We start from the raw sequence: 19921 nt of genomic DNA on the forward strand, positions 1-19921 counted from the left end.
TCAGGCCATGGCGCGGGAGGTCATCGCCATGCGGTTCCAAGCATCGAGGGCGGCGATTTTGTAGGCTTCCGCCAGGGTCGGATAGTTGAAGGTGTTTTCAAGGAAGAAATCTATCGTTCCCTTGAGATTCATGACGGCTTGGCCGATGTGGATCAGCTCTGTCGCCCCTTCGCCGAGGATGTGGCAACCAAGCAATCGCCCTGTCTTGATCGAGAAGATCATTTTCATCATGCCGGACTGGATGCCCATGATCTGTCCGCGAGATGTCTCCCTGAACCGTGCAATACCGCATTCATATGCGATACCACGCCCGGCGACTTCCGCTTCACTCATTCCGACTGTCGAAATTTCAGGGACGGCGTAGATGCCATAGGGGAAGTATTCCGGCGCTGGCGGTGGCGGAACGCCGAAGGCGTGGCAGGCCGCGATTCGGCCTTGTTCCATCGAGGTCGACGCGAGGCTTGGAAAGCCTATGACGTCCCCCACGGCATAGATATGCGGGACAGACGTTTGGAAGGTGTTCGAGTCTACCGTCACGCGGCCACGATGGTCCACTGCCAGCCCGATGGCCTCAAGATTAAGCGGACTGGTGGCGCCCACTCTGCCGGCCGCAAACAAAAGCATATCAGCATGAACACTGCGGCCGCCGGCGATCTGGACGATGGGCCGCATTCCTGAAAGCGTGATCTGCTCGACCGTGGAGCCCAACCGCATTGCGACGCCGCGATCGCGCATCTCGTGAGTGAATTCGGCGATGATTTCGCTGTCTACGAAATCCAAAATCGACGTTCGCGGTTCAATCAACGTGACCTGCACATCGAGCGCACTGAATATGGACGCGTATTCAACGCCAATCACGCCAGCTCCGATGATCGCCATACTGCGGGGGATGTGATCTATCTGAATGATGTCGTCGGTATCGAGAACAGTGACCTGATTGAACGGAACGTAGTCTGGTCGGAATGGTCGCGTGCCGACGGCAATCACGAACCTTTCGGCACGGTAAGTGCCGATAGAGCCTTGTGCCGTCATCACCTCGACACGCCCCGTGTCTACGAAGCGCGCCGTCCCGTAGATGGTTGTGACACCATTTCTCTGAAACTGATGTTCAAGAACCTCGACTTCATGATCGAGCGTCTTGTGCTGGCGTGACAATAGATCGACGGCGCGGATGTCTTTCTTCACCCGGTAGGACCGGCCGTAAAATCCGCGCTCGCGCCAGCCCGTCAGATTCAGCACTGTCTCTCGCAGGGTCTTCGAAGGGATCGTTCCAGTGTGCAGCGAGACCCCGCCGACGCGGCGGTTCTTCTCGACAACGAGGACCGATTTTCCAAGTTTTGCCGACTGAACGGCGGCGCGTCTCCCGGCCGGACCGCTACCAATTACAATGACATCGTACGTGTTCTGCGCAGTCACGTAGTTCATGCTCAGATCCTCGCCACGGACGACCCACCATGAATGCCGCACGTACCGTTGCTCATTCGGGTTCCGCCCCAAGCAATCCGCAATGGAGACCTCGTTGCCGTCACCGGAACCTTTTGGCTCCGATGGCTTCAACATTCGACTTGTCGGTACTTTGCTTAAGGACGATTCCTTGCGGCAGCCTGAGCGGCTGTTAGTCCTGGGCGTGCTGGCCGTAACCCTTGAACCGCTCCAGAACGACTTTCATTTCCGAGGTGGACAGCAGCTTCGGCTTGCCCAGGGTCAACACCTTGAAATACTGCTCCGCCAGAAACTCGACCTCGTGAGCTAGCTCCAGTGCGGAACCAAGTGTTGTGCCGACTGCGATCTGGCCATGATTGGCCATCAGGCACGCATCGCGTTCGGCGAGCCCGGCCGCCACGATATCCGCGAGTTCTTTGGTGCCAAACGTTGCATAAGACACAAGGGGGATGTCCATCCCACCAGCGATCGCGACCATATAGTGGAAGGCCGGAATCGATTTATGCGCGCAAGCAAGCACCGTCGCGTGCATTGAATGGGTATGTATGACGGCATGGCGATCAGGGCGGGCATGGTAGGCAGAGAGATGGAACTGCCATTCACTTGACGGCTTCCGCGACTTGGGCCGGACGCTGCCGTCATCAGCTACGAAGACAATGTCGGCGGGCTCGATCTCTTCGTACGCCATACCGGACGGCGTAATCAGCATACCGCCCGGCCATCGGCACGAGACGTTGCCGGAGCGTCCTGGCGATAAAGCCGTCCGGCTCATGTCAAGCGCCGTTGCGATTACCGCTCTACGTTGCGCGACCTCGCTCGTCTTCGCTTTGCGAACAACAGGACGTTTGGCGCGCGCCGTCTGGGACCGGGTTTGGCTTGCCGATTTCTTTGCAGGTTTCTTCGCGACCTTCGCCGCAGGCGCGGACGCTCGCGCGGTTTGTGCCCGAACGGTACGCGGCTTACGGGTACGGCGGTCGCTCATTTCTTTTCCGAATACAAAGATGCCAAACCGTCGGAGGTCGCTTCGCAGATGCCACGCTCGGTAATGAGGCCAGTTACAAGCCGTGCGGGCGTGACGTCGAAAGCTGGATTACCGGCGGGTGAACCTGGCGCAGCGATCTCGACCGTCACGACGGTGCCGTCAGCCAAGCGCCCCGGCATTTTCAAAACTTCATCGACCGGCCGTTCCTCGATAGGGATGATCCTGCCGTCGTTGAGGGTCCAATCGATCGTGGTGTGTGGTAGGGCCACATAGAAGGGAACGTTATTATCCTTGGCCGCCAGAGCTTTGAGATAAGTTCCAATTTTGTTGGCAACATCGCCATTGGCGGTAACCCGGTCGGTCCCGACAATACACACGTCCACCTTGCCATGTTGCATGAGATGGCCGCCGGCATTGTCGACGATGATCGTGTGCGGAACCCCGTGGGCCCCGAGTTCGAACGCCGTTAGGGCCGCACCTTGATTGCGTGGGCGGGTTTCATCGACCCAGACGTGAACGGGGATACCCTTATCGTGCGCCATATAAATCGGCGCGGTGGCTGTCCCCCAATCGACGCAAGCAATCCACCCCGCGTTGCAGTGCGTCAGAATATTGACAGGCTCGCCCGGGGCCTTCCTGCTCGCGATCTCTTCGATAATCTTGAGGCCGTGCGTCCCAATCAACCGGCAGGTCTCGACATCCTCATCGCAAATCTCGGCAGCCCGCTTGTAAGCAGCAGCAAGACGCTCCTCACGCGGCAGATTCTGGATCGCCTTGCGCATCTGATCGAGCGCCCAGCGGAGATTGACCGCCGTCGGTCGTTGCTTGGCGAGATAGGCAATCGCTGCGTCAACGGCTTCGTCCGACGCATCTTCCTGGAGGGCGAGGCAAACCCCGTAGGCGGCTGTCGCACCGATCAAGGGCGCACCACGCACCTGCATCGTTAGAATGGCGCGCCCAGCGTCTTCCAACGTTCGCAGGGTTGCCGTTTCAAATTCATGAGGCAAGCGCGTCTGATCGATGATTTCGACGCTCTCACCATCCTCGGCGCGCCAGATGGTGCGGTAATGCCGGCCGTTTATTTTCATAAGCCTCTAACTTCCTAAAGGTTGTGCTGTTTTGATCCGGCTCGATGATGCGGGGCACACCCGTTTATCGCGATCTCTAGCCCTACACTAAAAAGTATATCGTTTGGTTGAGCGAGGATCAGTTGCGATATGCAACGAACCATAACTAGGCTCGATATCCCGGACATGAAGCCCGATGGAGGGGCGCGTCAAGCCCACAGGACTTACAGGTAAACAGGTACCACTCAGCGTGCGGGCGTGCCGAACAATCGCGAATGGTCACTCCAGCGGCACCGCATCGCGGACAGCGGCATTCAGCCATTGGATCTGCCTCCCACGCGAGCAACTGGGCGACCGCGGGCTCTATTTCCTCGGCGAGGAGCCGCTTCTCTATGGGCCCGCGGTACATATCAATGTCCTTCGAAAGCCATCAGGGTATGGCTTTTTACGCCCATAGCGTCGAGACGTTTCAAGCCGCCCAGGTCAGGCAGGTCGATAACGAAGGCCGCCGCAACGATGTCGGCCCCGGAGCGCCGGATCAGCTTTGCGGTTGCTTCTGCCGTGCCACCCGTGGCGATCAGGTCATCGACAATGAGAATGCGCGATCCCGCTGCCACGGCATCTTCATGCATCTCTATGACGTCAACTCCATATTCGAGCGTGTATTCCTCGCCGATCGTTTTCCAGGGCAGCTTGCCCTTCTTGCGGATCGGTACGAATCCGCAGCCAAGGCGGTCTGCGACGGCACCGCCCAGGATGAAACCCCGGGCCTCGATGCCGGCCACCGCGTCGACGGGTATCGTGCGGAACGGCTCAGCAAGTTGAGCGATCGCCGCTTTGAAGCCCTGCGCGTCACCCAGAAGCGTCGTCACGTCACGAAACAGGATACCGGGCTTGGGATAATCCGGGATCGTACGAATAAGGCTCTTTAGATCTTTCAATGACCACCTCCACGTCAAAATAGGGGCGCAAAATAGCAACAACCTGCCCGCTGGGGTAGGACGTAGCGGCAATGTCGCGGGCTTTTTGATCGCAGAGTGATTTGATTGCGGCGCTTAAAACTGTGCTGCTGATTACCGAGGTGAAGTGATGGCCAGTATCGATTATCCGTTGGCGGCGGATGAGGGGCTCGACGACCTGCCGCGCACGTTTCGCCGCGAGCGCGAGGCGCGCGAAAGGGAAGCCCGAGAACGCGAAGCACGCGAAAGGGAAGCTCTAGGGCGCGAGGAGCCGTCCATGAGTGCCCAATCCTTCCCCCATGACGAATTCGGCGCGACCTTCTCGGCAAGCCATGATTACACTGCTGCAACAACGTATTCGGTCGAGCCCGTCCCGGCGGCTGTCAAACGCTTTGACGTGCCGTTTACGACGCTGAGCTTGTTTTTCCTGAAGGCTGTGGTCGCGGCAATCCCTGCCCTGATCCTTCTGGGTGCCATTTTATGGGTCGCGGGCGACATTCTGCAGGCCTACTTCCCGTGGCTTATCAAGATGCAGATCTTCATCCATTTCCCGGAATGAAGACGGTGCGCCGCCTGCAAAACCATAACCTACGGATGCAACGCTCCGCCGGACGAATTTTCGCGGCAACACACGCGCTTCGTCAGGAAGCCGTTCGGACGCTTTGATAGACGGCGAAGGCGTGACCGATCAATCCGAGGCCCCAGCCCGCCAACGGCCAGAAGAACCAAAGATTGTTCGGGTTGGTCATCATATTGATGACAAAGAGGAGCACGTTGACTGCGAGGTACACTATGAGGTGTATCCGAAAGCCTTGATCTGCCAACACCGATTTCATCGTATTTTGAAGTGCTGCCATTTTTTGGTATCCGCTAAAATTAGCCTGACGTCGAAAATCGGCCTCGCGGCAGTATTATGCAAGCCCCTTGGATTCTGGGGCGAGGAAAATGCTTTCGTCTGAAAGGATGAAGGGCCGGCTTTGACCGGCCCCCATCGTTATCCCTTCAACACGCGACCGGCGACAGCTTCCAGCTTGGCGAGCAGCGCGGGATCTCGCGCTTCCGGCGGCGTGATGATCGCCACGTCCAAGGCCTTGTCAGAACCGATCGGGCACGCGGGGTGCTCCTTCGGCATCGACTTCGCCAAATTCAGGACAAGCCGCTGAGCCTTTGCCGTATTGTCCTTCATCACAGCAATGACCGAGGCGACATCGACGTGCGCGTGCTCGTCATGCCAGCAGTCGTAGTCGGTCACCATGGCAAGCGTCGCGTAACAAAGCTCGGCTTCGCGCGCGAGCTTGGCTTCGGGCATGTTGGTCATACCGATTACGCTGCAGCCCCAGGAGCGATACAGCTCGCTTTCCGCTTTGGTCGAGAACTGCGGGCCTTCCATCACGAGATAGGTTCCGCCGCGTGTTGTGGGAACGCCTTCGGCGCGTGCGGCGGCTTCAATCGCATCGGCCAAGAGCGGGCTTACCGGCTCGGCGACGGACACGTGCGCCACACAGCCTGCGCCGAAGAAGCTTTTTTCGCGCGCGAACGTCCGGTCGATGAATTGATCGACGATGACGAAGTGACCTGGAGGCAGTTCCTCTTTCAAGGATCCGCACGCCGACACGGAAACAAGATCCGTGACACCGGCGCGCTTAAGCGCATCGATATTCGCCCGATAGTTAATGTGAGACGGTGAAACCTTGTGGCCGCGGCCATGTCTCGGGAGGAACCGGATCGGCAATCCATCGATTTCAGCGAATAGAATGTCATCGGAGGGGCGCCCCCAAGGACTGTCAACGTGACGCCATTCGGCGTTATCGAGGCCGGGGATGTCGTAGAGGCCACTGCCGCCGACAATGCCGAGTACCGTTTGCACCATTGTTCAGATCCCTCCTGATACCGATGCGCTCTTTGTCTGGTCGTGCTTCTTGCAGGAAAACCGGTCCCACTTTTCCGGAAGCACTCAAACTACGCCGGGGCAAGGCTTTAACGAGAAAAGGCCCCGCACGCGAGGCCTTTTCTTGATTTTATCGACGTCCGGCGCATTCCAGCGCCAGGGTTACACGAAACACATTAGCGCTTCTTCACGCGCGCCCAGATGCGGTGCTTCGCGATATAGAGCAGGACTGTCGTGACCAAAAGGTAGAGCATAACCTGCCAGCCGATGCGCTTGCGCGATTCCAGCGACGGGTCGGAAGCCCAGGCCAAGAACGCCGTGACATCCCGCGCGTTCTGCTCAAGCGAAGACTTAGCGCCAGCATTTTCCTGATACTCTACCGCACCCTCTGGTGGGATCGGCGGGTTCATAGCGATCTGGTGGCCAGGGAAGGCTTTGTTGTAGTGCATGCCTTCGCTGAGCTCGAACCCCGATGGCGGATCAGTGTAACCCACAAGCAGAGCATGGACGTAATCCGCGCCTGCTTCCTGATACCCCGTCAGGATATCGCGGCCCATCTTGAACACATGTGCGTACCACGCATCGTGATTTTCGATGGTACGGGCTTTGATGATGTTCGAGAGGTCTGGCGGATACGCACCATTGTTTACGAAGCGCGCTTCCTGCTCGTTCTTGTACGGGCCGTGGATCGGATCCGACAATTTTGCCGGACGCTGGAACATGTTGCCCTCATCGTTAGGGCCATCCGTGATCTGGTTCGGCCAGTCCTTCGCCAGCGCCTGGACGGACGCTTCGTCGAACATGGGGCCACCCGGCTCCGCAAGGTTGCGGAAGTAGACGCGGCTGAGCCCATGGCACGCAGCACAGACGTCCTTGTAGACCTGGAAGCCGCGGCGCAACTGGGGACGATCGAAGTGGCCAAAGAAGCCACCGAAGCTCCAATCCTCACGCTCGATGTGGATCGGTTCGCCACCTGCAGCGTTGCCCGGGCCGGTCATGACAGCGGATGTCGCCAGCACTGCGGCCAGCATTCCGGCGGCCCGAAGGGTGTTGCTCATTAGCGTTTTCATCTTGTCTTCGTCCCCCGTCCTATCGGCTTTCTGGTGCAGCAGCAGCACCCTTGGGCTTGGCTGCGCCACCTGAACCGTCCCCTTTGCCGCCGAGCACAGCGTCAGTGATCGAACGCGGGAGTTTCTTGGGTGTTTCGAGGATGCCGACGATGGGCATTACCAGCAGGAAGTGCGCGAAGTAGTAGAAGGTGAAGATCCGCGCCCAGAAGACGTAGACGCCTTCCGCCGGCTTCGATCCCAGATAGCCCAACGCGAGGCAAGAGAATGCGAACAGCCAGAAGAACCACTTGTAAATCGGCCGGTACTTCGTCGAGCGGACACGCGAGGTGTCGAGCCAGGGGATGAAGACCAGGATAGCGATCGCTGCGAACATCGCGATTACGCCGCCGAGCTTGTCGGGAATGGCGCGAAGGATCGCGTAGAAGGGCAGGAAGTACCACTCCGGCACGATGTGCGGCGGCGTCACCAGCGGGTTCGCCTCTATGTAGTTATCCGCGTGCCCAAGGTAGTCCGGCAGGAAGAACACAAACCAAGCGAACATAATCAGGAAGATAAACATCCAAAGCAGGTCTTTGGACGTTGCATAAGGGTGCATCGGCACTGAATCCGACTTGGTCTTGATATCCAAGCCCGTCGGATTGTTCTGTCCTGCGACGTGCAGAGCCCAGACGTGCAAGACGACGAGGCCAGCGATTACGAACGGCAGAAGATAGTGCAGTGAGAAGAAGCGATTGAGCGTCGTGCCGGTTACGGCATACCCGCCCCATAGCCACTCCACAATCGCCGTGCCTAGCCCTGGGAAGATGCCATCCAGAGACGAGAACAGGTTGGTGATGACCGTCACACCCCAGAAGCTCATCTGACCCCAGGGGAGCGCGTAGCCCATGAATGCGGTCGCCATCATCACAAGGAAGATGAGAACGCCGAGGATCCATAGGATCTCACGCGGAGCCTTGTAGGATCCGTAGTAGAGACCGCGGAAGATATGGATATAAACCGCGATGAAGAACATCGAGGCACCAACCGCGTGGAAGTTGCGGATCATCCAGCCGTAGTTGACGTTCCGACGGATGTGCTCGACCGAGTTAAAAGCTTCCGCAGCGCTCGGCTGGTAGTGCATTGCAAGCACAATGCCCGTCAGGATCTGCGCCACGAGGCAGAACGACAGGATCCCGCCGAAGGTCCACAGATAATTGAGATTGCGCGGCGTCGGATAATCCACGAAGGAATCGTGAAGGAGCCGCATCAGTGGCAACCGCTCATCCCACCAGCGAGCAGTTGCGGATTTGGGCACGTAGGTCGATTCGTGTTGAGCCATGGCGCTCTATAGGCTCCCTTACCCGATCTTGATTTTTGTGTCTGAGACGAAGTCGTACGTCGGCACTTCGAGGTTGCGCGGCGCAGGTCCTTTGCGGATGCGGCCAGCGGTGTCGTAGTGCGAACCATGGCAGGGGCAGAACCAACCGCCGAAGTCCCCCTTTGTATCAGAAAGCGACTGGCCCTTGGGAATGCAGCCAAGGTGCGTGCAGATACCGACCATTACTAGCCAGTTCTCGTGGCCCTGCAGCGTACGATTTTCGTCGGTCGCCGCTGCATCGGCAGCAATGTTGTCGTTGCGTGCCGCTTCGTCGGGAAGATCGGTGAGCGGAACCTTCTTCGCCGCGTCGATCTCTTCCTGGGTACGGTGACGGATGAAGACCGGCTTACCGCGCCACATAACCGTGATGGCCTGCCCGACCTTGATCGGCGAAAGGTCAACCTCGATCGAAGCCAGGGCCTTTGCGCCTGCGTCCGGGTTCATCTGCTGGACGAACGGCCATATCAAGGAAGCGGCGCCGACAGCCGCAAAAGCGTTGCCCGCGATTATCAGAAAGTCCCTACGTTGGGGATCTTCTACATCAGTTGCCACACATGCCTCCCTCGAGCTCGGACCGTTGCGGCATCAAGCGCAACGCATAAAGATAGTCATCGAACCCCTGCGAGCGGGTCGCGTCCGCGGTACTGAAGTAGGATGGCGCCAGCGATTGAGCCAGAGAGAAGGTGTTCCGCCCTTGGCCCGGCGCCCCGTTTGCGCAGGATTCAGATCAGCGCCAGAACGGCGCAAATATGTACGCGACCTTTTGGCATCCTTTCGTTGTTGCCTCAAGGCTGCACTAGTCGGAGCTAACAGGGCAATTTGGCGCATGCGACCGGTAACGGGGCGTCGCCTTCAGTTTATCGTCTATTGCACCAACACGGATTGTGCGATGCGCATTGCGCTTTATCAGCCGGATATTCCTCAGAACACCGGCACCATCCTGCGCCTCGGGGTATGCCTCGGTGTGCCTATCGACATCATAGAACCTGCCGGTTTCAGCTTGAGCGACAAAGCCTTAAAGCGCGCCGGCCTCGACTATCTGACGCATCTCGACATGCATCGCCACGAAAGCTTCGCGGCTTTCGACACCTGGAGGCAGCAACAGGGGTGCCGGCTTGTTCTACTCACGACTGCTGCGGCGCAGCGATACGCTGAAGCTGCCTTTGCGCCCACTGATATTTTACTTTTAGGCCGGGAAAGTGTGGGAGTTCCGCGCGAAGTCCATGCTCAGGCCGACCTATCAGTGCGGATTCCGATGCAACCGGGAATGCGATCTCTCAATGTCGCCGTCGCCGGGGCGATGGTCCTCGGCGAAGCGCTACGTCAAACCGGACAACTGCCGGTCGAGGCTGTCAGAAGTGGGGCCACTGACTGAGTCCGGCCCCACCTCGCAACTTACTCCGCAGCTTCACGGGCGAGGAACCCGCCCGACTGGCGGGCCCAAAGTTCAGCATAAAGCCCACCACTTTTGATGAGCTCGTCGTGCGTTCCTTCTTCGACGATGGCACCGGAGTCCATCACGACAAGCCGGTCCATCGCGGCAATCGTCGATAGCCGGTGAGCGATGGCGATCACAGTTTTTCCGCTCATCAGGCTCGCTAAGCTGTCCTGAATTGCAGCTTCCACCTCGGAATCGAGTGCGCTGGTCGCTTCGTCGAGGATCAAGACCGGAGCATTCTTCAAAAGTACGCGCGCGATGGCGATGCGCTGGCGTTGGCCGCCTGACAGCTTCACGCCACGTTCGCCGACGTGGGCATCATAGCCCCTGCGCCCTTTCATATCGACTAGGCCCACGATGAAATCATGCGCGTGAGCCTGTTTGGCGGCCGCGATTGCATCTTCGCGCGTGGCCTCGGGACGGCCGTACACAATGTTGTCATGCACCGAACGGTGCAGCAACGAGGTGTCCTGCGTGACCATTCCAATGGCGGATCGGAGACTCTCCTGGCTGACCTTCGCGATATCCTGACCGTCGATTAGAATGCTGCCTTTCTCCAGGTCGTAGAAGCGCAGCAACAAACTGACGAGTGTCGACTTGCCCGCACCGGAGCGACCGACGATACCGATCTTCTCTCCGGGCCGGATCTTGAGCGAGAGGTCCTGAATGACTCCGCCCTTCTTCCCATAGTGGAAGCCGACATTCTGGAACTCGATGGCTCCGTGATCGACGTGGAGGGGACGTGCCCCCGGTTCGTCGACAACGGTTCGCTCGCGTGAGAGGGTGGAAATACCATCCTGAACCACGCCGATATTCTCGAACAGGCCTGCGACCTCCCACATGATCCAGTGCGACATGCCTTGAAGCCGCAGAACGAGCCCGACGGTCAATGCAATTGCGCCGGTCGTCACTGCCGAGATGGACCACAGCCAGATCGACAAAGCAGCGACAGAGAACAAAAGGAATGCGTTGAGCAGGTTGAGGGCAACCGTGAGCAACGTGACCAGGCGCATCTGACGGTGCACCGTGCTCAGGAAGGTGTCCATGCTGTCACGCGCATAGTGGTCCTCGCGCTCGGCATGGGCGAACATCTTGACGGTTTGGATATTGGTGTAGCTGTCGACAACGCGCCCCGTCATCACCGAGCGTGCGTCAGCCTGCTCCGCGGAAATTTCCCGCAACCGCGGGATGAAGTAGCGAACGGCGGCGATATAGCCGACCAGCCAGAGCAACATAGGTGCGGCCAGCCGCAGGTCCGTCGCGGCGAATGCGATGACCGCACCGACGAAGTAGACCGACACATAAACCAGAACCTCTGCCATGATCATGACGACCTGGCGGACAGAGACCGACGTTTGCATGATTTTCGTGGCGACGCGGCCTGCGAAATCGTCCTGGAAAAACCCAAGCGACTGGCGCAATACATAGCGATGCGCTTGCCAACGCGTGCGCATTGCAAAGTTGCCCATCAATCCCTGGTGCACACAAGCTTCGTAAAAGAACTTGAGCAGCGGCAGAACGATCAGGACAAGGCCCCCAAGCATCACAAGGCGCGAGCCGTGCTCCGCAAAAAATGCCTGAGGATCCGAGCTGGACAGCCAATTCACGAGGCCACCGAGGACCGCAAACAGCGAAACCTCAATCAAAGCAATTGCACCGCCGAGGATCGAGGACGCGAGCAGGAGCGGCCAGAACGGGCGCGTATAGTGGATAATGAATGGCACGAGTTTGTCGGGTGGCATCTGAGCAGCCCCGCCAGGAAACGGGTCCCGGCTCGACTCCAGCCATTCAAAGATGCGAGTAAACATTTCAAGGGCTCCTCGCGCCGGATCGGCAGAAACGCCCCCGCACGCCGACGCGAAGTGCCCAGCGCGATATAACACGCGCAGAAAGGGTCAGCTCGGTTGGATTGCAGGGCGCAGCCGGAAGCCGTCGGCGCGTCTTATGAGATTTGATCCGCGTCAAAGTAGCTATCGCCTCACATAGTCAAGATGATGGCGGATTAAACAGTAGTAGCCAAAGGGATAACGCGAGAATGGTGCAGATCGATCGATGACAACGCAGCTTACGGGACGCCAGGAAAAGGCGAGGGAATGGTTCGAGAAGCTACGCGACGATATCTGCGCGGCATTCGAGCAACTTGAAGAGGAACTGCCGAAAGGACTGCCGCTGTCACTAAGACCGGCCGGTAAGTTCTCGCTCGAACCCTGGACACGCACCGATCAAACGACTGGCGAAGCCGGCGGCGGTGGCGTTATGGGCATGATGTCTGGTCGCGTGTTCGAAAAGGTGGGCGTGCACACGTCAACCGTCCACGGCAGCTTCGCGCCAGAATTCGCCAAACAGATTCCAGGCGCAGCGGAGGATCCGCGTTTTTGGGCGTCAGGCATCTCACTTATTGCGCACATGCAAAATCCACATGTGCCTGCGGTTCACATGAACACCCGCATGGTGACGACGAGCAAATGGTGGTTCGGCGGCGGCGCTGACCTTACCCCGGTGCTCGAGGCGCGCCGCACGCAAGAAGATCCGGACACGGTTGCTTTCCATGAAGCCATGCGCTCGGCTTGCGAGGGGCACAAGGTCGCCGACTACGACCGCTTCAAATCCTGGTGCGATGAGTACTTCTTCCTGCCTCACCGTCAGGAGATGCGTGGTATCGGCGGGATCTTTTACGATTATCTGACGCCGTCTGAGGAGGACGGGGGATGGGATGCCGCCTTCGCCTTCACTCAGAGTGTCGGTCGTGCGTTCCTCAATATCTATCCCGAATTGGTGCGCCGCAACTTTGCGACGGACTGGACTGAGGCCCATCGGGATGAGCAACTGATCCGCCGCGGACGCTACGTAGAGTTTAATTTGCTCTATGACCGCGGCACGCTGTTCGGGCTGAAGACCGGGGGCAACGTGCCGTCGATCCTGTCGTCCATGCCGCCTATGGTTAAATGGCCTTAACGAAGAGCGGCGAATGTGAACCATTTGCCGCAATTTTTCCCGCCTTCGACCTACGGCCGCCACATAAAGTTCTTAACAATCTCGTGTCATGATGAAAGATGGCTTGAGGGAATGTATTGAAAGCAAACGCTTTTCGCGAGGCTCTTTCAATTCTCTCGGAGAACAGGCACGGGGGGACCCTGCCGAAGCTCACAACCCCAGGTTTGAAGTTCTAGTAAGGGGCTACTCGTGAAGTTTTCAGCGCAGAAACTGGCACTGGTAACACTATGTGCCGCAACTGGTGGTCTAGCCTCAGTTCCAGCTTACAGCGCCGGTGCACCGCTCGGCGTGTGGGTAGATGAAGAAGGTCGCGGTGCCGTCGAAGTACGCGAGTGCGGCGCGCGGCTTTGCGGCTATGTCGTCTGGGTTCGCGATCGCAAGGACCGTCACGGCTGCGGACGTCAGCTCATGGGCGACGTCGTTGAGGTTGCTTCCGGATGGGACAACGGCTGGATCGCCAGCCCCGACGACGGCACGAAGTACAGTGTCGCGCTAGAGCCGGTCAATCGTTCTACCATGAAGGTTATCGGCTATTCCGGTAGCAAGTTCTTCAGCAAAACGATGATTTGGCGTCGCGCACCAAATAATATCGAACGTTGCGACAAGCCCGCAGCCGAAGTCATCACGGCGAGCGTAACTCCGAAGGTGACCCCGAAGAAAGAACCTGTCTGGACAGGGCCGCGTGACGCCCCAGCCCCTCAACGCAAGCCACTTGTTGTCGCTGCTATGAGCGAGCCCGCAATTGTCGCACCTGCACCCACGCTGGCACAGCGACCACGTCCGTTACCTCAAGCCATGGGGCTTGGAAGAGGAACGGACGACATCGTCGTGGTCAGCACACGGGTTGCCTCAGCAGCTGAGACCGGCACATCCCCCGACACGCGTGCAGACGCTGCATTGAATGACAATGACTGCGGCCTCCGTGCACCATTCTTCGCGTTGTTTGGCGCTTCCACCTGCGGCAAGAAATAACGCCATCGCGTGAGACGTTGAGGCTGGCACAATTTATTGCCGGCCTCTTTTCCCGTTGGGGCGCGCTTTGTTTATCAGCTCACGACCTTTTATTTCTACGCTCAAATCTATTTGGACGAAGCCACAATAGAACCCCATTACCGTCTGGCTTTGCGGCCGCTTATTTCCCCCAAAAATAAGGGGACCGCCAGAACGCGATCCCCTTAAACTGCGATGATCCAGCTTGTCGCCGTACCGCACCTTCTAGCGGCGTGCCTCGGCAGTCAGCATGTCAAAAACCTCAGCGAACTCGACAGCGCCCGAGTTTTTGACGTTGTGGTTCATGCGATCTTCCAAGGCTTTCAAAAGCTCAGCCGACGTTCTCCCACGCACGATCGAATTGCGCTCATAACCGCGGCGAGAAAAGAAATTGACCGTGGGCATACGCAGCCCCACAGAGGTCATCATCTCAACACCAGTGCCTGGACCAGCCAAGTTCATCAGCTCAAGTTCCGTCGGATCCAGATTGTAGCGATTCTTTCGTTCGGCAAATTCCTTGATACCTTTGAGTTTGATGACCTGCAGCCACGGTCCAATGTCCCCATCCAAATTGATGGGGTGAATACCCATTCCGTGCCCCGTTTTGGCGAACGCTTGGTGTCTCGACCAGACATGCGGGATGCTTTTCGCCTTTTTGAGCATCCTGCGTAATATGCTGGCCTTCTTTTGAAGATTTTGGCTTCGTTCAGCACTCACCTCGTGACTGCGGGACATCCGTTCCAAACGGGCGACGAAGTCAGCGCCATGCTTGACGAGCTCGTCTACCGAATTCGCACTGAGTAGCTGGGCATAGCCGAGGGCCGAAGAAATGGGGCGGCCTGTTTTTCTCAAAGGGTGGATCCCAGCTTGCATGTCGGCGGTACCGATGCCACCGGTCTCCAACGCGTAAACACGCACGACCTGATCCTTGGAAAGCCCTAACCGCAGGGCTTCTCGTGCGTAGCGTAGTTTGAATTCGCGTTCGGAAATGCGCTCGGGAACAAATCCATAGTGGCGTTTTGCGGCGGCCAAGTAGTCATTGATACCCGGCAATTCGTCACGCGGACGCTCTGGCTTTTTTTCGTCACCCGCCAGGAATTTCGCCCAAGCGGCCGCCAAACGTTTGCTGAGGTTGGGTCCTTCGAACTCGGGCGGATAACCAGTCACGTAATCCGACTTCCTGACGAGGTCGCCCCGGCGAATCTTTTTTCGGCGCGCACTGCGCTTAGATTCCACCTGGTCCCAAAAGGCATCTTTTTCCGCCTGATGAAACGTCCACGCCTTGTAGTACTCTTCAAATTGGCGGCGATCGTCCGCTGATAACTGTGTAGCAAATTCGGAGGCGCTCCCTCTCGCGTGCGCCTCGGGAACCTGTACGCTTCCGGTCAACAGCAGCGCGCCCAGCAGCATCGAGGCTGCCATGCAGCGTTTTTTGACTATCATCGTGGATCCCATATCTTTTTTTAGAGTACTAAGTTTCACGCCACCCGTAGGCGAGCCACTTTCCCACACGATGCCCGCTTGCTCGTTAGCGTCGCTCACCGCTTTGCCTGTTGCATGTGCGTAAAATGGGGCAAAGTCCTTGCAAAGGTCCAGTTTCATTGCTTGTTCGGGGGGCGGCACGTAAGTTGGTCGCCTACGGAGCGATATCTACTCCCAAGGTCTTGCTGAGGAATTTAGAAAGGGTGGCTACCATCATCGAAAGTGGGCCGATCCTCGGAGAACGCATGAGCACCAGTACGGCGGATTCATTCACTGCTGCGGACAATTTTCGCCAACTCGCGGAGCGGGTGCTTTTTCGCGATCCCCCGTCAATCGATGAAGATTCGACCGCGAAGCCTGCCAGCTTGGGCGATTACGATCTCAATCCCGGTATCTTGCCGGACCCAGCGCAGATCCTTCCCCCCAAACCTGCTGCTGTTCTCATACCTATTCTCGCCACGACGCCTCTGAGTGTGTTGCTCACCGTACGGAGTGACCACCTGCCGAATCACGCCGGACAGATCTCTTTTCCAGGCGGCAAACTCGAAGAACGTGACGCCGGACCGGCCGCGGCGGCCATGCGGGAGGCTGATGAAGAAATCGGTCTCGATCCGCGCTTCATCGAGCCTGTGGGCTTTCTAGACTGGTATCGTACGGGGTCGGGATACGTTATCAGTCCGCTCGTCGCTCTGATCAAGCCCGGCTATACGCTCAAAGCTGATCCCGGCGAGGTGACGGACATTTTTGAAGTTCCACTGCCCTTTTTGCTGGATGTTGCCAATCACCAGCGCCACTCGAGAATATCCCGCGGCCGGCAGAAGCATTTTTATGCGATGACCTACGGCGAGCGATATATCTGGGGCGCCACCGCGGGCATTATCAAAAACTTGCATAAGAGGCTCACGGACTCATGATCCGCGTCGTTATCGAGAATATTCTGCTGCTTTTGCTGCCGACCCTCTTCTACGTGGCATATATCTTCCTAACGGTCGGCTCAAAGGGTGCAAAGCAGAAGATCAATGACGCGCCGTTCATGTGGCTCTTCGTGGCTGGCGTCGTTCTGGCTATCGCCGTTCTCGCAATATTCGGAAGCACTTCCGGCGGACGTCCGGGCGAAGCCTACCAACCTCCCGTTTTTGAAGGCGGTAAAATCGTTCCCGGCCATATCAAACGAGACGAACAGTCCTCAGGTGGATGAAGGCGCAAAAATGCAGGGTGATCGAGATCGGCCGAACTCCGACGCTGGTCTGCCCAACCTTGCTGGCGCTGACTGGTTGAACTCGGCCGGAATTCAAGCAGTGTTCGACGCCCTTGAGAGAGGAGGATATTCGGCGCGCGCCGTTGGCGGCGTTGTGCGCAATGCCCTGTTAGGTGAACCAATCCATGACGTCGATATTGCTACGACGGCCGAACCCGACCACGTGATGCGGCTGGTCCAGGCTGCAGGTCTCAAAGGCATCGCGACGGGTGCAGCACACGGAACAATTACAGTTATCTCCAGCCACGTGCCCTTCGAAGTCACGACGCTCCGGCGTGATGTGGAAACATTCGGCCGTCACGCAACCGTCGCGTTCACAACCGAATGGGAGGAAGACGCCCGTAGACGCGACTTCACCCTCAACGCGCTCTACTGCGATCGTAAGGGACAAGTTTATGATCCTGTCGGCGGCTACGCAGACCTCCTCGCACGGCGCGTACGTTTCATTGGGGATCCCGTCGCGCGCATCCGAGAAGATTATTTGCGCATTCTGCGATTCTTCCGTTTTCAAGCGACGTACGGCATCGGCGATTGCGACGGCGAAGGGCTGGCAGCATGTATCGCCGAGCGAGATGGGCTGACGCGCTTATCGGGAGAACGCGTCCGCTCTGAGATTTTGCGTTTGCTGGTTGCTGTTGGCGTGTTGCCCGTTGTCGATGTCATTGTTCGCTCGGGAATCGGCGAAATCGTTTTCGGCCGAAAGGGCGACGTCGCTTCTCTCTCACATGTCGCCGAGATCGAACGCGCCTTAGAGCGAAGTCCCGATGCTATCCTGCGTTTGGCGGCGCTCGCCTGTTCCACATTGGACGAGGCCAATGCCTTGGCTGACCGCCTAAGGCTCTCCAATTTAGAGCGCGGCCAACTTGAAGCCGCTGTGCTGACAGATCCAGCCCTTGGGCCCGAAGCTAATCTTGCGCGTGCGAAAGCCTGCCGCTTCCGGCTCTCACTCGATGCATTCCAACGAGCATACATTATGACATGGGCTCGATCCGCAGCCGGTGCGGCCGATGAAGCTTGGCACGTACGCTTCCATGAACTCTCGACGTGGAAGGTTCCGGAGGTGCCTTTCAAAGGTTCCGACGTTGTCGCGCTCGGCGTGCCCCCTGGACCCAACGTCGGTATCGTCCTGCGGCAATTTCAGGACTGGTGGATCGCCGCCGATTTTCCGGATGATGACGCGCAGCTTCATCATCACCTCGCAACAGTCGCAAGGCCCTACATTGCGAATGCCTGAGTCAACAGATTGAGAAACTTAAAACATAAGGGCCGGCTTAATGCCGGCCCTTCTCAAATAGTATGACGGAGACGGGTTAGAAGCCCATCCCGCCCATGCCGCCGGGCATTGGACCTGCTGCGGGCTCCTCCTTCGGATGTTCGGCGATCATCACCTCGGTGGTGACGAGGAGGCCTGCCACGGAGGCTGCATCCTGCAGGGCGCACCGGACAACCTTGGCCGGATCGACGACCCCCGTCTGAATGAGGTCTCCGTAGCCATGCAGTTGGGCGTTATAGCCAAAACTATAGGCGTCGTTTTCCAGGATCTTGCCGATGATAACGGATCCATCTTCACCCGCATTGGTGAAGATCTGTCGCGCGGGCGCCTGCAGAGCCTTGCGAACGATATTCATACCGGTCTTTTGATCCTCGTTTTCAGGCGTCAACCGGTCAAGCACGGTAGCAGCGCGCAAGAGTGCAACGCCGCCGCCAGGGACAAGACCTTCCTCAACGGCCGCACGTGTGGCGTGTAATGCGTCGTCGACGCGGTCCTTGCGCTCTCTAACTTCCATCTCGGTAGCGCCACCGACCTTGATCACCGCGACACCGCCCGAGAGCTTGGCTAACCGCTCCTGCAGTTTCTCGCGATCATAGTCGGACGTCGTTTCCTCGATCTGGGCTTTGATCTGACGGCACCGGGCTTCGAGGTCGGCCGCGCTGCCACCACCGTCCACGATCGTCGTGCTTTCCTTGTCGACCGTGACGCGTTTGGCGGTTCCCAACATGTCGAGCGTCACGTTTTCGAGCTTGATGCCGACATCCTCGGAGATGACGGTGCCACCCGTCAAAACGGCGATATCGGCTAGCATCGCTTTGCGGCGGTCGCCAAAGCCCGGAGCCTTGACGGCGGCAACCTTCAGGCCACCGCGTAGCTTGTTGACGACCAGTGTCGCCAAGCCTTCGCCCTCAACGTCTTCAGCGATGATCAGAAGCGGCCTGGCGGATTGCGCAACAGCTTCGAGGACAGGCAGCATTGCCTGAAGACCTGAGAGCTTTGCTTCGTGGATGAGGATCAATGGATTCTCAAACTCGACGATCATCTTTTCCGCATTGGTGATGAAATAGGGGGAGAGATACCCGCGGTCGAATTGCATCCCCTCGACGATATCCAACTCGGTTTCGAGACTTTTCGCCTCTTCGACGGTTATCACGCCTTCATTGCCGACTTTCTTCATTGCTTCGGCGATAATACGGCCCACTTCTGAATCGCCATTCGCCGAAATCGTGCCGACCTGGGCAATCTCTTCGTTCAGCGTGACTTGCTTGGCCTTCTGCGCAAGTTCCGCAACAACGGCTGCTACCGCGGCATCAATGCCGCGCTTGATGTCCATGGGATTTGCGCCGGCCGTAACCGACTTTACACCCTCCCGGACAATTGCCTGGGCCAGAACGGTCGCAGTGGTCGTCCCATCACCGGCGAGATCTGCGGTCTTTGAAGCGACTTCGCGCAACATTTGCGCGCCCATGTTCTCAAACTTGTCTTCAAGTTCGATTTCTTTGGCGACCGTTACGCCATCCTTACTGATACGCGGCGCACCAAATGACTTTTCCATTACGACGTTCCGTCCTTTCGGACCGAGCGTCACCTTCACCGCATTTGCCAGGATATCGACGCCGCGGAGCATCTTTTCGCGCGCGTCCTGCGAAAACTTTACGTCTTTCGCTGCCATTTTGAACCACTCCTAAAATTGTCGCGAGTGTAAAATGATGGATGCTTG

19 protein-coding genes are annotated in these 19921 nt (G+C 58.0%); 7 read left to right on the forward strand and 12 right to left on the reverse strand.

What is annotated here, in order from left to right:
- The 4 genes from sthA to K5845_RS10680 all read right to left on the reverse strand — a co-directional run bounded on the left by sthA (window position 1) and on the right by K5845_RS10680 (window position 4433).
- Complete coding sequence (sthA, locus tag K5845_RS10665; protein ID WP_090229376.1) at window positions 1-1425, reverse strand: Si-specific NAD(P)(+) transhydrogenase; 1425 nt, start codon at window positions 1423-1425, stop codon at window positions 1-3.
- 190 nt (window positions 1426-1615) lie between these two features.
- On the reverse strand, window positions 1616-2425 hold the full coding sequence (locus K5845_RS10670; RefSeq protein ID WP_287958960.1) for a class II aldolase/adducin family protein: 810 nt from the start codon (window positions 2423-2425) through the stop codon (window positions 1616-1618).
- Window positions 2422-3513 carry an S-methyl-5-thioribose-1-phosphate isomerase gene (mtnA, locus tag K5845_RS10675; RefSeq protein ID WP_046479242.1) on the reverse strand — a complete coding sequence of 364 codons (1092 nt, stop codon included), beginning with the start codon at window positions 3511-3513 and terminating at the stop codon, window positions 2422-2424. Before mtnA ends, K5845_RS10670 begins: the two co-directional genes overlap by 4 nt.
- A gap of 389 nt (window positions 3514-3902) precedes the next feature.
- Entirely contained in the window at window positions 3903-4433 is a 531-nt protein-coding gene (locus tag K5845_RS10680; protein WP_082101101.1) for an adenine phosphoribosyltransferase, read from the reverse strand.
- A gap of 148 nt (window positions 4434-4581) precedes the next feature.
- Between K5845_RS10680 and K5845_RS10685 the strand changes: the two genes are divergently transcribed.
- Window positions 4582-5010, forward strand: a complete 429-nt coding sequence (locus K5845_RS10685) for a hypothetical protein (protein ID WP_287958961.1) — start codon at window positions 4582-4584, stop codon at window positions 5008-5010.
- Between the two features lie 82 nt (window positions 5011-5092).
- Here the strand turns inward: K5845_RS10685 and K5845_RS10690 are convergent, their stop codons facing one another.
- From K5845_RS10690 to petA, 5 genes are all read right to left on the reverse strand, one after another.
- Entirely contained in the window at window positions 5093-5308 is a 216-nt protein-coding gene (locus K5845_RS10690; RefSeq protein WP_046479245.1) for a 2TM domain-containing protein, read from the reverse strand.
- Window positions 5309-5445: 137 nt separating this feature from the next.
- Window positions 5446-6321, reverse strand: coding sequence for an S-methyl-5'-thioadenosine phosphorylase (locus tag K5845_RS10695; protein WP_287958962.1), 876 nt, complete (start codon window positions 6319-6321; stop codon window positions 5446-5448).
- Window positions 6322-6515: 194 nt separating this feature from the next.
- Window positions 6516-7397, reverse strand: coding sequence for a cytochrome c1 (locus tag K5845_RS10700; RefSeq protein WP_046479246.1), 882 nt, complete (start codon window positions 7395-7397; stop codon window positions 6516-6518).
- A gap of 31 nt (window positions 7398-7428) precedes the next feature.
- Window positions 7429-8727 carry a cytochrome b gene (locus tag K5845_RS10705; protein WP_046479247.1) on the reverse strand — a complete coding sequence of 433 codons (1299 nt, stop codon included), beginning with the start codon at window positions 8725-8727 and terminating at the stop codon, window positions 7429-7431.
- A gap of 18 nt (window positions 8728-8745) precedes the next feature.
- Window positions 8746-9318 carry a ubiquinol-cytochrome c reductase iron-sulfur subunit gene (petA, locus tag K5845_RS10710; protein ID WP_046479248.1) on the reverse strand — a complete coding sequence of 191 codons (573 nt, stop codon included), beginning with the start codon at window positions 9316-9318 and terminating at the stop codon, window positions 8746-8748.
- 337 nt (window positions 9319-9655) lie between these two features.
- Between petA and K5845_RS10715 the strand changes: the two genes are divergently transcribed.
- Window positions 9656-10141, forward strand: a complete 486-nt coding sequence (locus K5845_RS10715; RefSeq protein WP_287958987.1) for a tRNA (cytidine(34)-2'-O)-methyltransferase — start codon at window positions 9656-9658, stop codon at window positions 10139-10141.
- A 20-nt stretch (window positions 10142-10161) separates the two neighbouring features.
- Here the strand turns inward: K5845_RS10715 and K5845_RS10720 are convergent, their stop codons facing one another.
- Complete coding sequence (locus K5845_RS10720; RefSeq protein WP_287958963.1) at window positions 10162-12012, reverse strand: ABC transporter ATP-binding protein; 1851 nt, start codon at window positions 12010-12012, stop codon at window positions 10162-10164.
- A gap of 244 nt (window positions 12013-12256) precedes the next feature.
- Between K5845_RS10720 and hemF the strand changes: the two genes are divergently transcribed.
- Both hemF and K5845_RS10730 read left to right on the forward strand, forming a co-directional pair.
- Window positions 12257-13159, forward strand: a complete 903-nt coding sequence (gene hemF / locus K5845_RS10725; protein ID WP_046479249.1) for an oxygen-dependent coproporphyrinogen oxidase — start codon at window positions 12257-12259, stop codon at window positions 13157-13159.
- A 228-nt stretch (window positions 13160-13387) separates the two neighbouring features.
- Complete coding sequence (locus K5845_RS10730; RefSeq protein ID WP_287958964.1) at window positions 13388-14170, forward strand: DUF2147 domain-containing protein; 783 nt, start codon at window positions 13388-13390, stop codon at window positions 14168-14170.
- Between the two features lie 243 nt (window positions 14171-14413).
- Here the strand turns inward: K5845_RS10730 and K5845_RS10735 are convergent, their stop codons facing one another.
- The gene (locus K5845_RS10735) at window positions 14414-15811 is read right to left on the reverse strand and encodes a hypothetical protein (RefSeq protein WP_287958965.1); all 1398 of its coding nucleotides are present in this window, start codon (window positions 15809-15811) and stop codon (window positions 14414-14416) included.
- A gap of 104 nt (window positions 15812-15915) precedes the next feature.
- Between K5845_RS10735 and K5845_RS10740 the strand changes: the two genes are divergently transcribed.
- The 3 genes from K5845_RS10740 to K5845_RS10750 are packed head-to-tail and all read left to right on the forward strand — an operon-like array spanning window position 15916 to window position 18162.
- Complete coding sequence (locus K5845_RS10740; RefSeq protein WP_046480692.1) at window positions 15916-16584, forward strand: CoA pyrophosphatase; 669 nt, start codon at window positions 15916-15918, stop codon at window positions 16582-16584.
- A complete protein-coding gene (locus K5845_RS10745; protein ID WP_046479250.1) occupies window positions 16581-16868 on the forward strand; it encodes a DUF6111 family protein in 288 nt (95 codons plus the stop codon). Before K5845_RS10740 ends, K5845_RS10745 begins: the two co-directional genes overlap by 4 nt.
- A 10-nt stretch (window positions 16869-16878) precedes the next feature.
- Complete coding sequence (locus tag K5845_RS10750) at window positions 16879-18162, forward strand: CCA tRNA nucleotidyltransferase (protein WP_287958966.1); 1284 nt, start codon at window positions 16879-16881, stop codon at window positions 18160-18162.
- Window positions 18163-18238: 76 nt separating this feature from the next.
- Here the strand turns inward: K5845_RS10750 and groL are convergent, their stop codons facing one another.
- Entirely contained in the window at window positions 18239-19873 is a 1635-nt protein-coding gene (gene groL, locus K5845_RS10755) for a chaperonin GroEL (RefSeq protein ID WP_287958967.1), read from the reverse strand.
- Between the last annotated feature and the right edge of the window lie 48 nt (window positions 19874-19921).

This window comes from Filomicrobium sp., from assembly GCF_025698805.1.
GTDB lineage: Bacteria > Pseudomonadota > Alphaproteobacteria > Rhizobiales > Hyphomicrobiaceae > Filomicrobium > Filomicrobium insigne.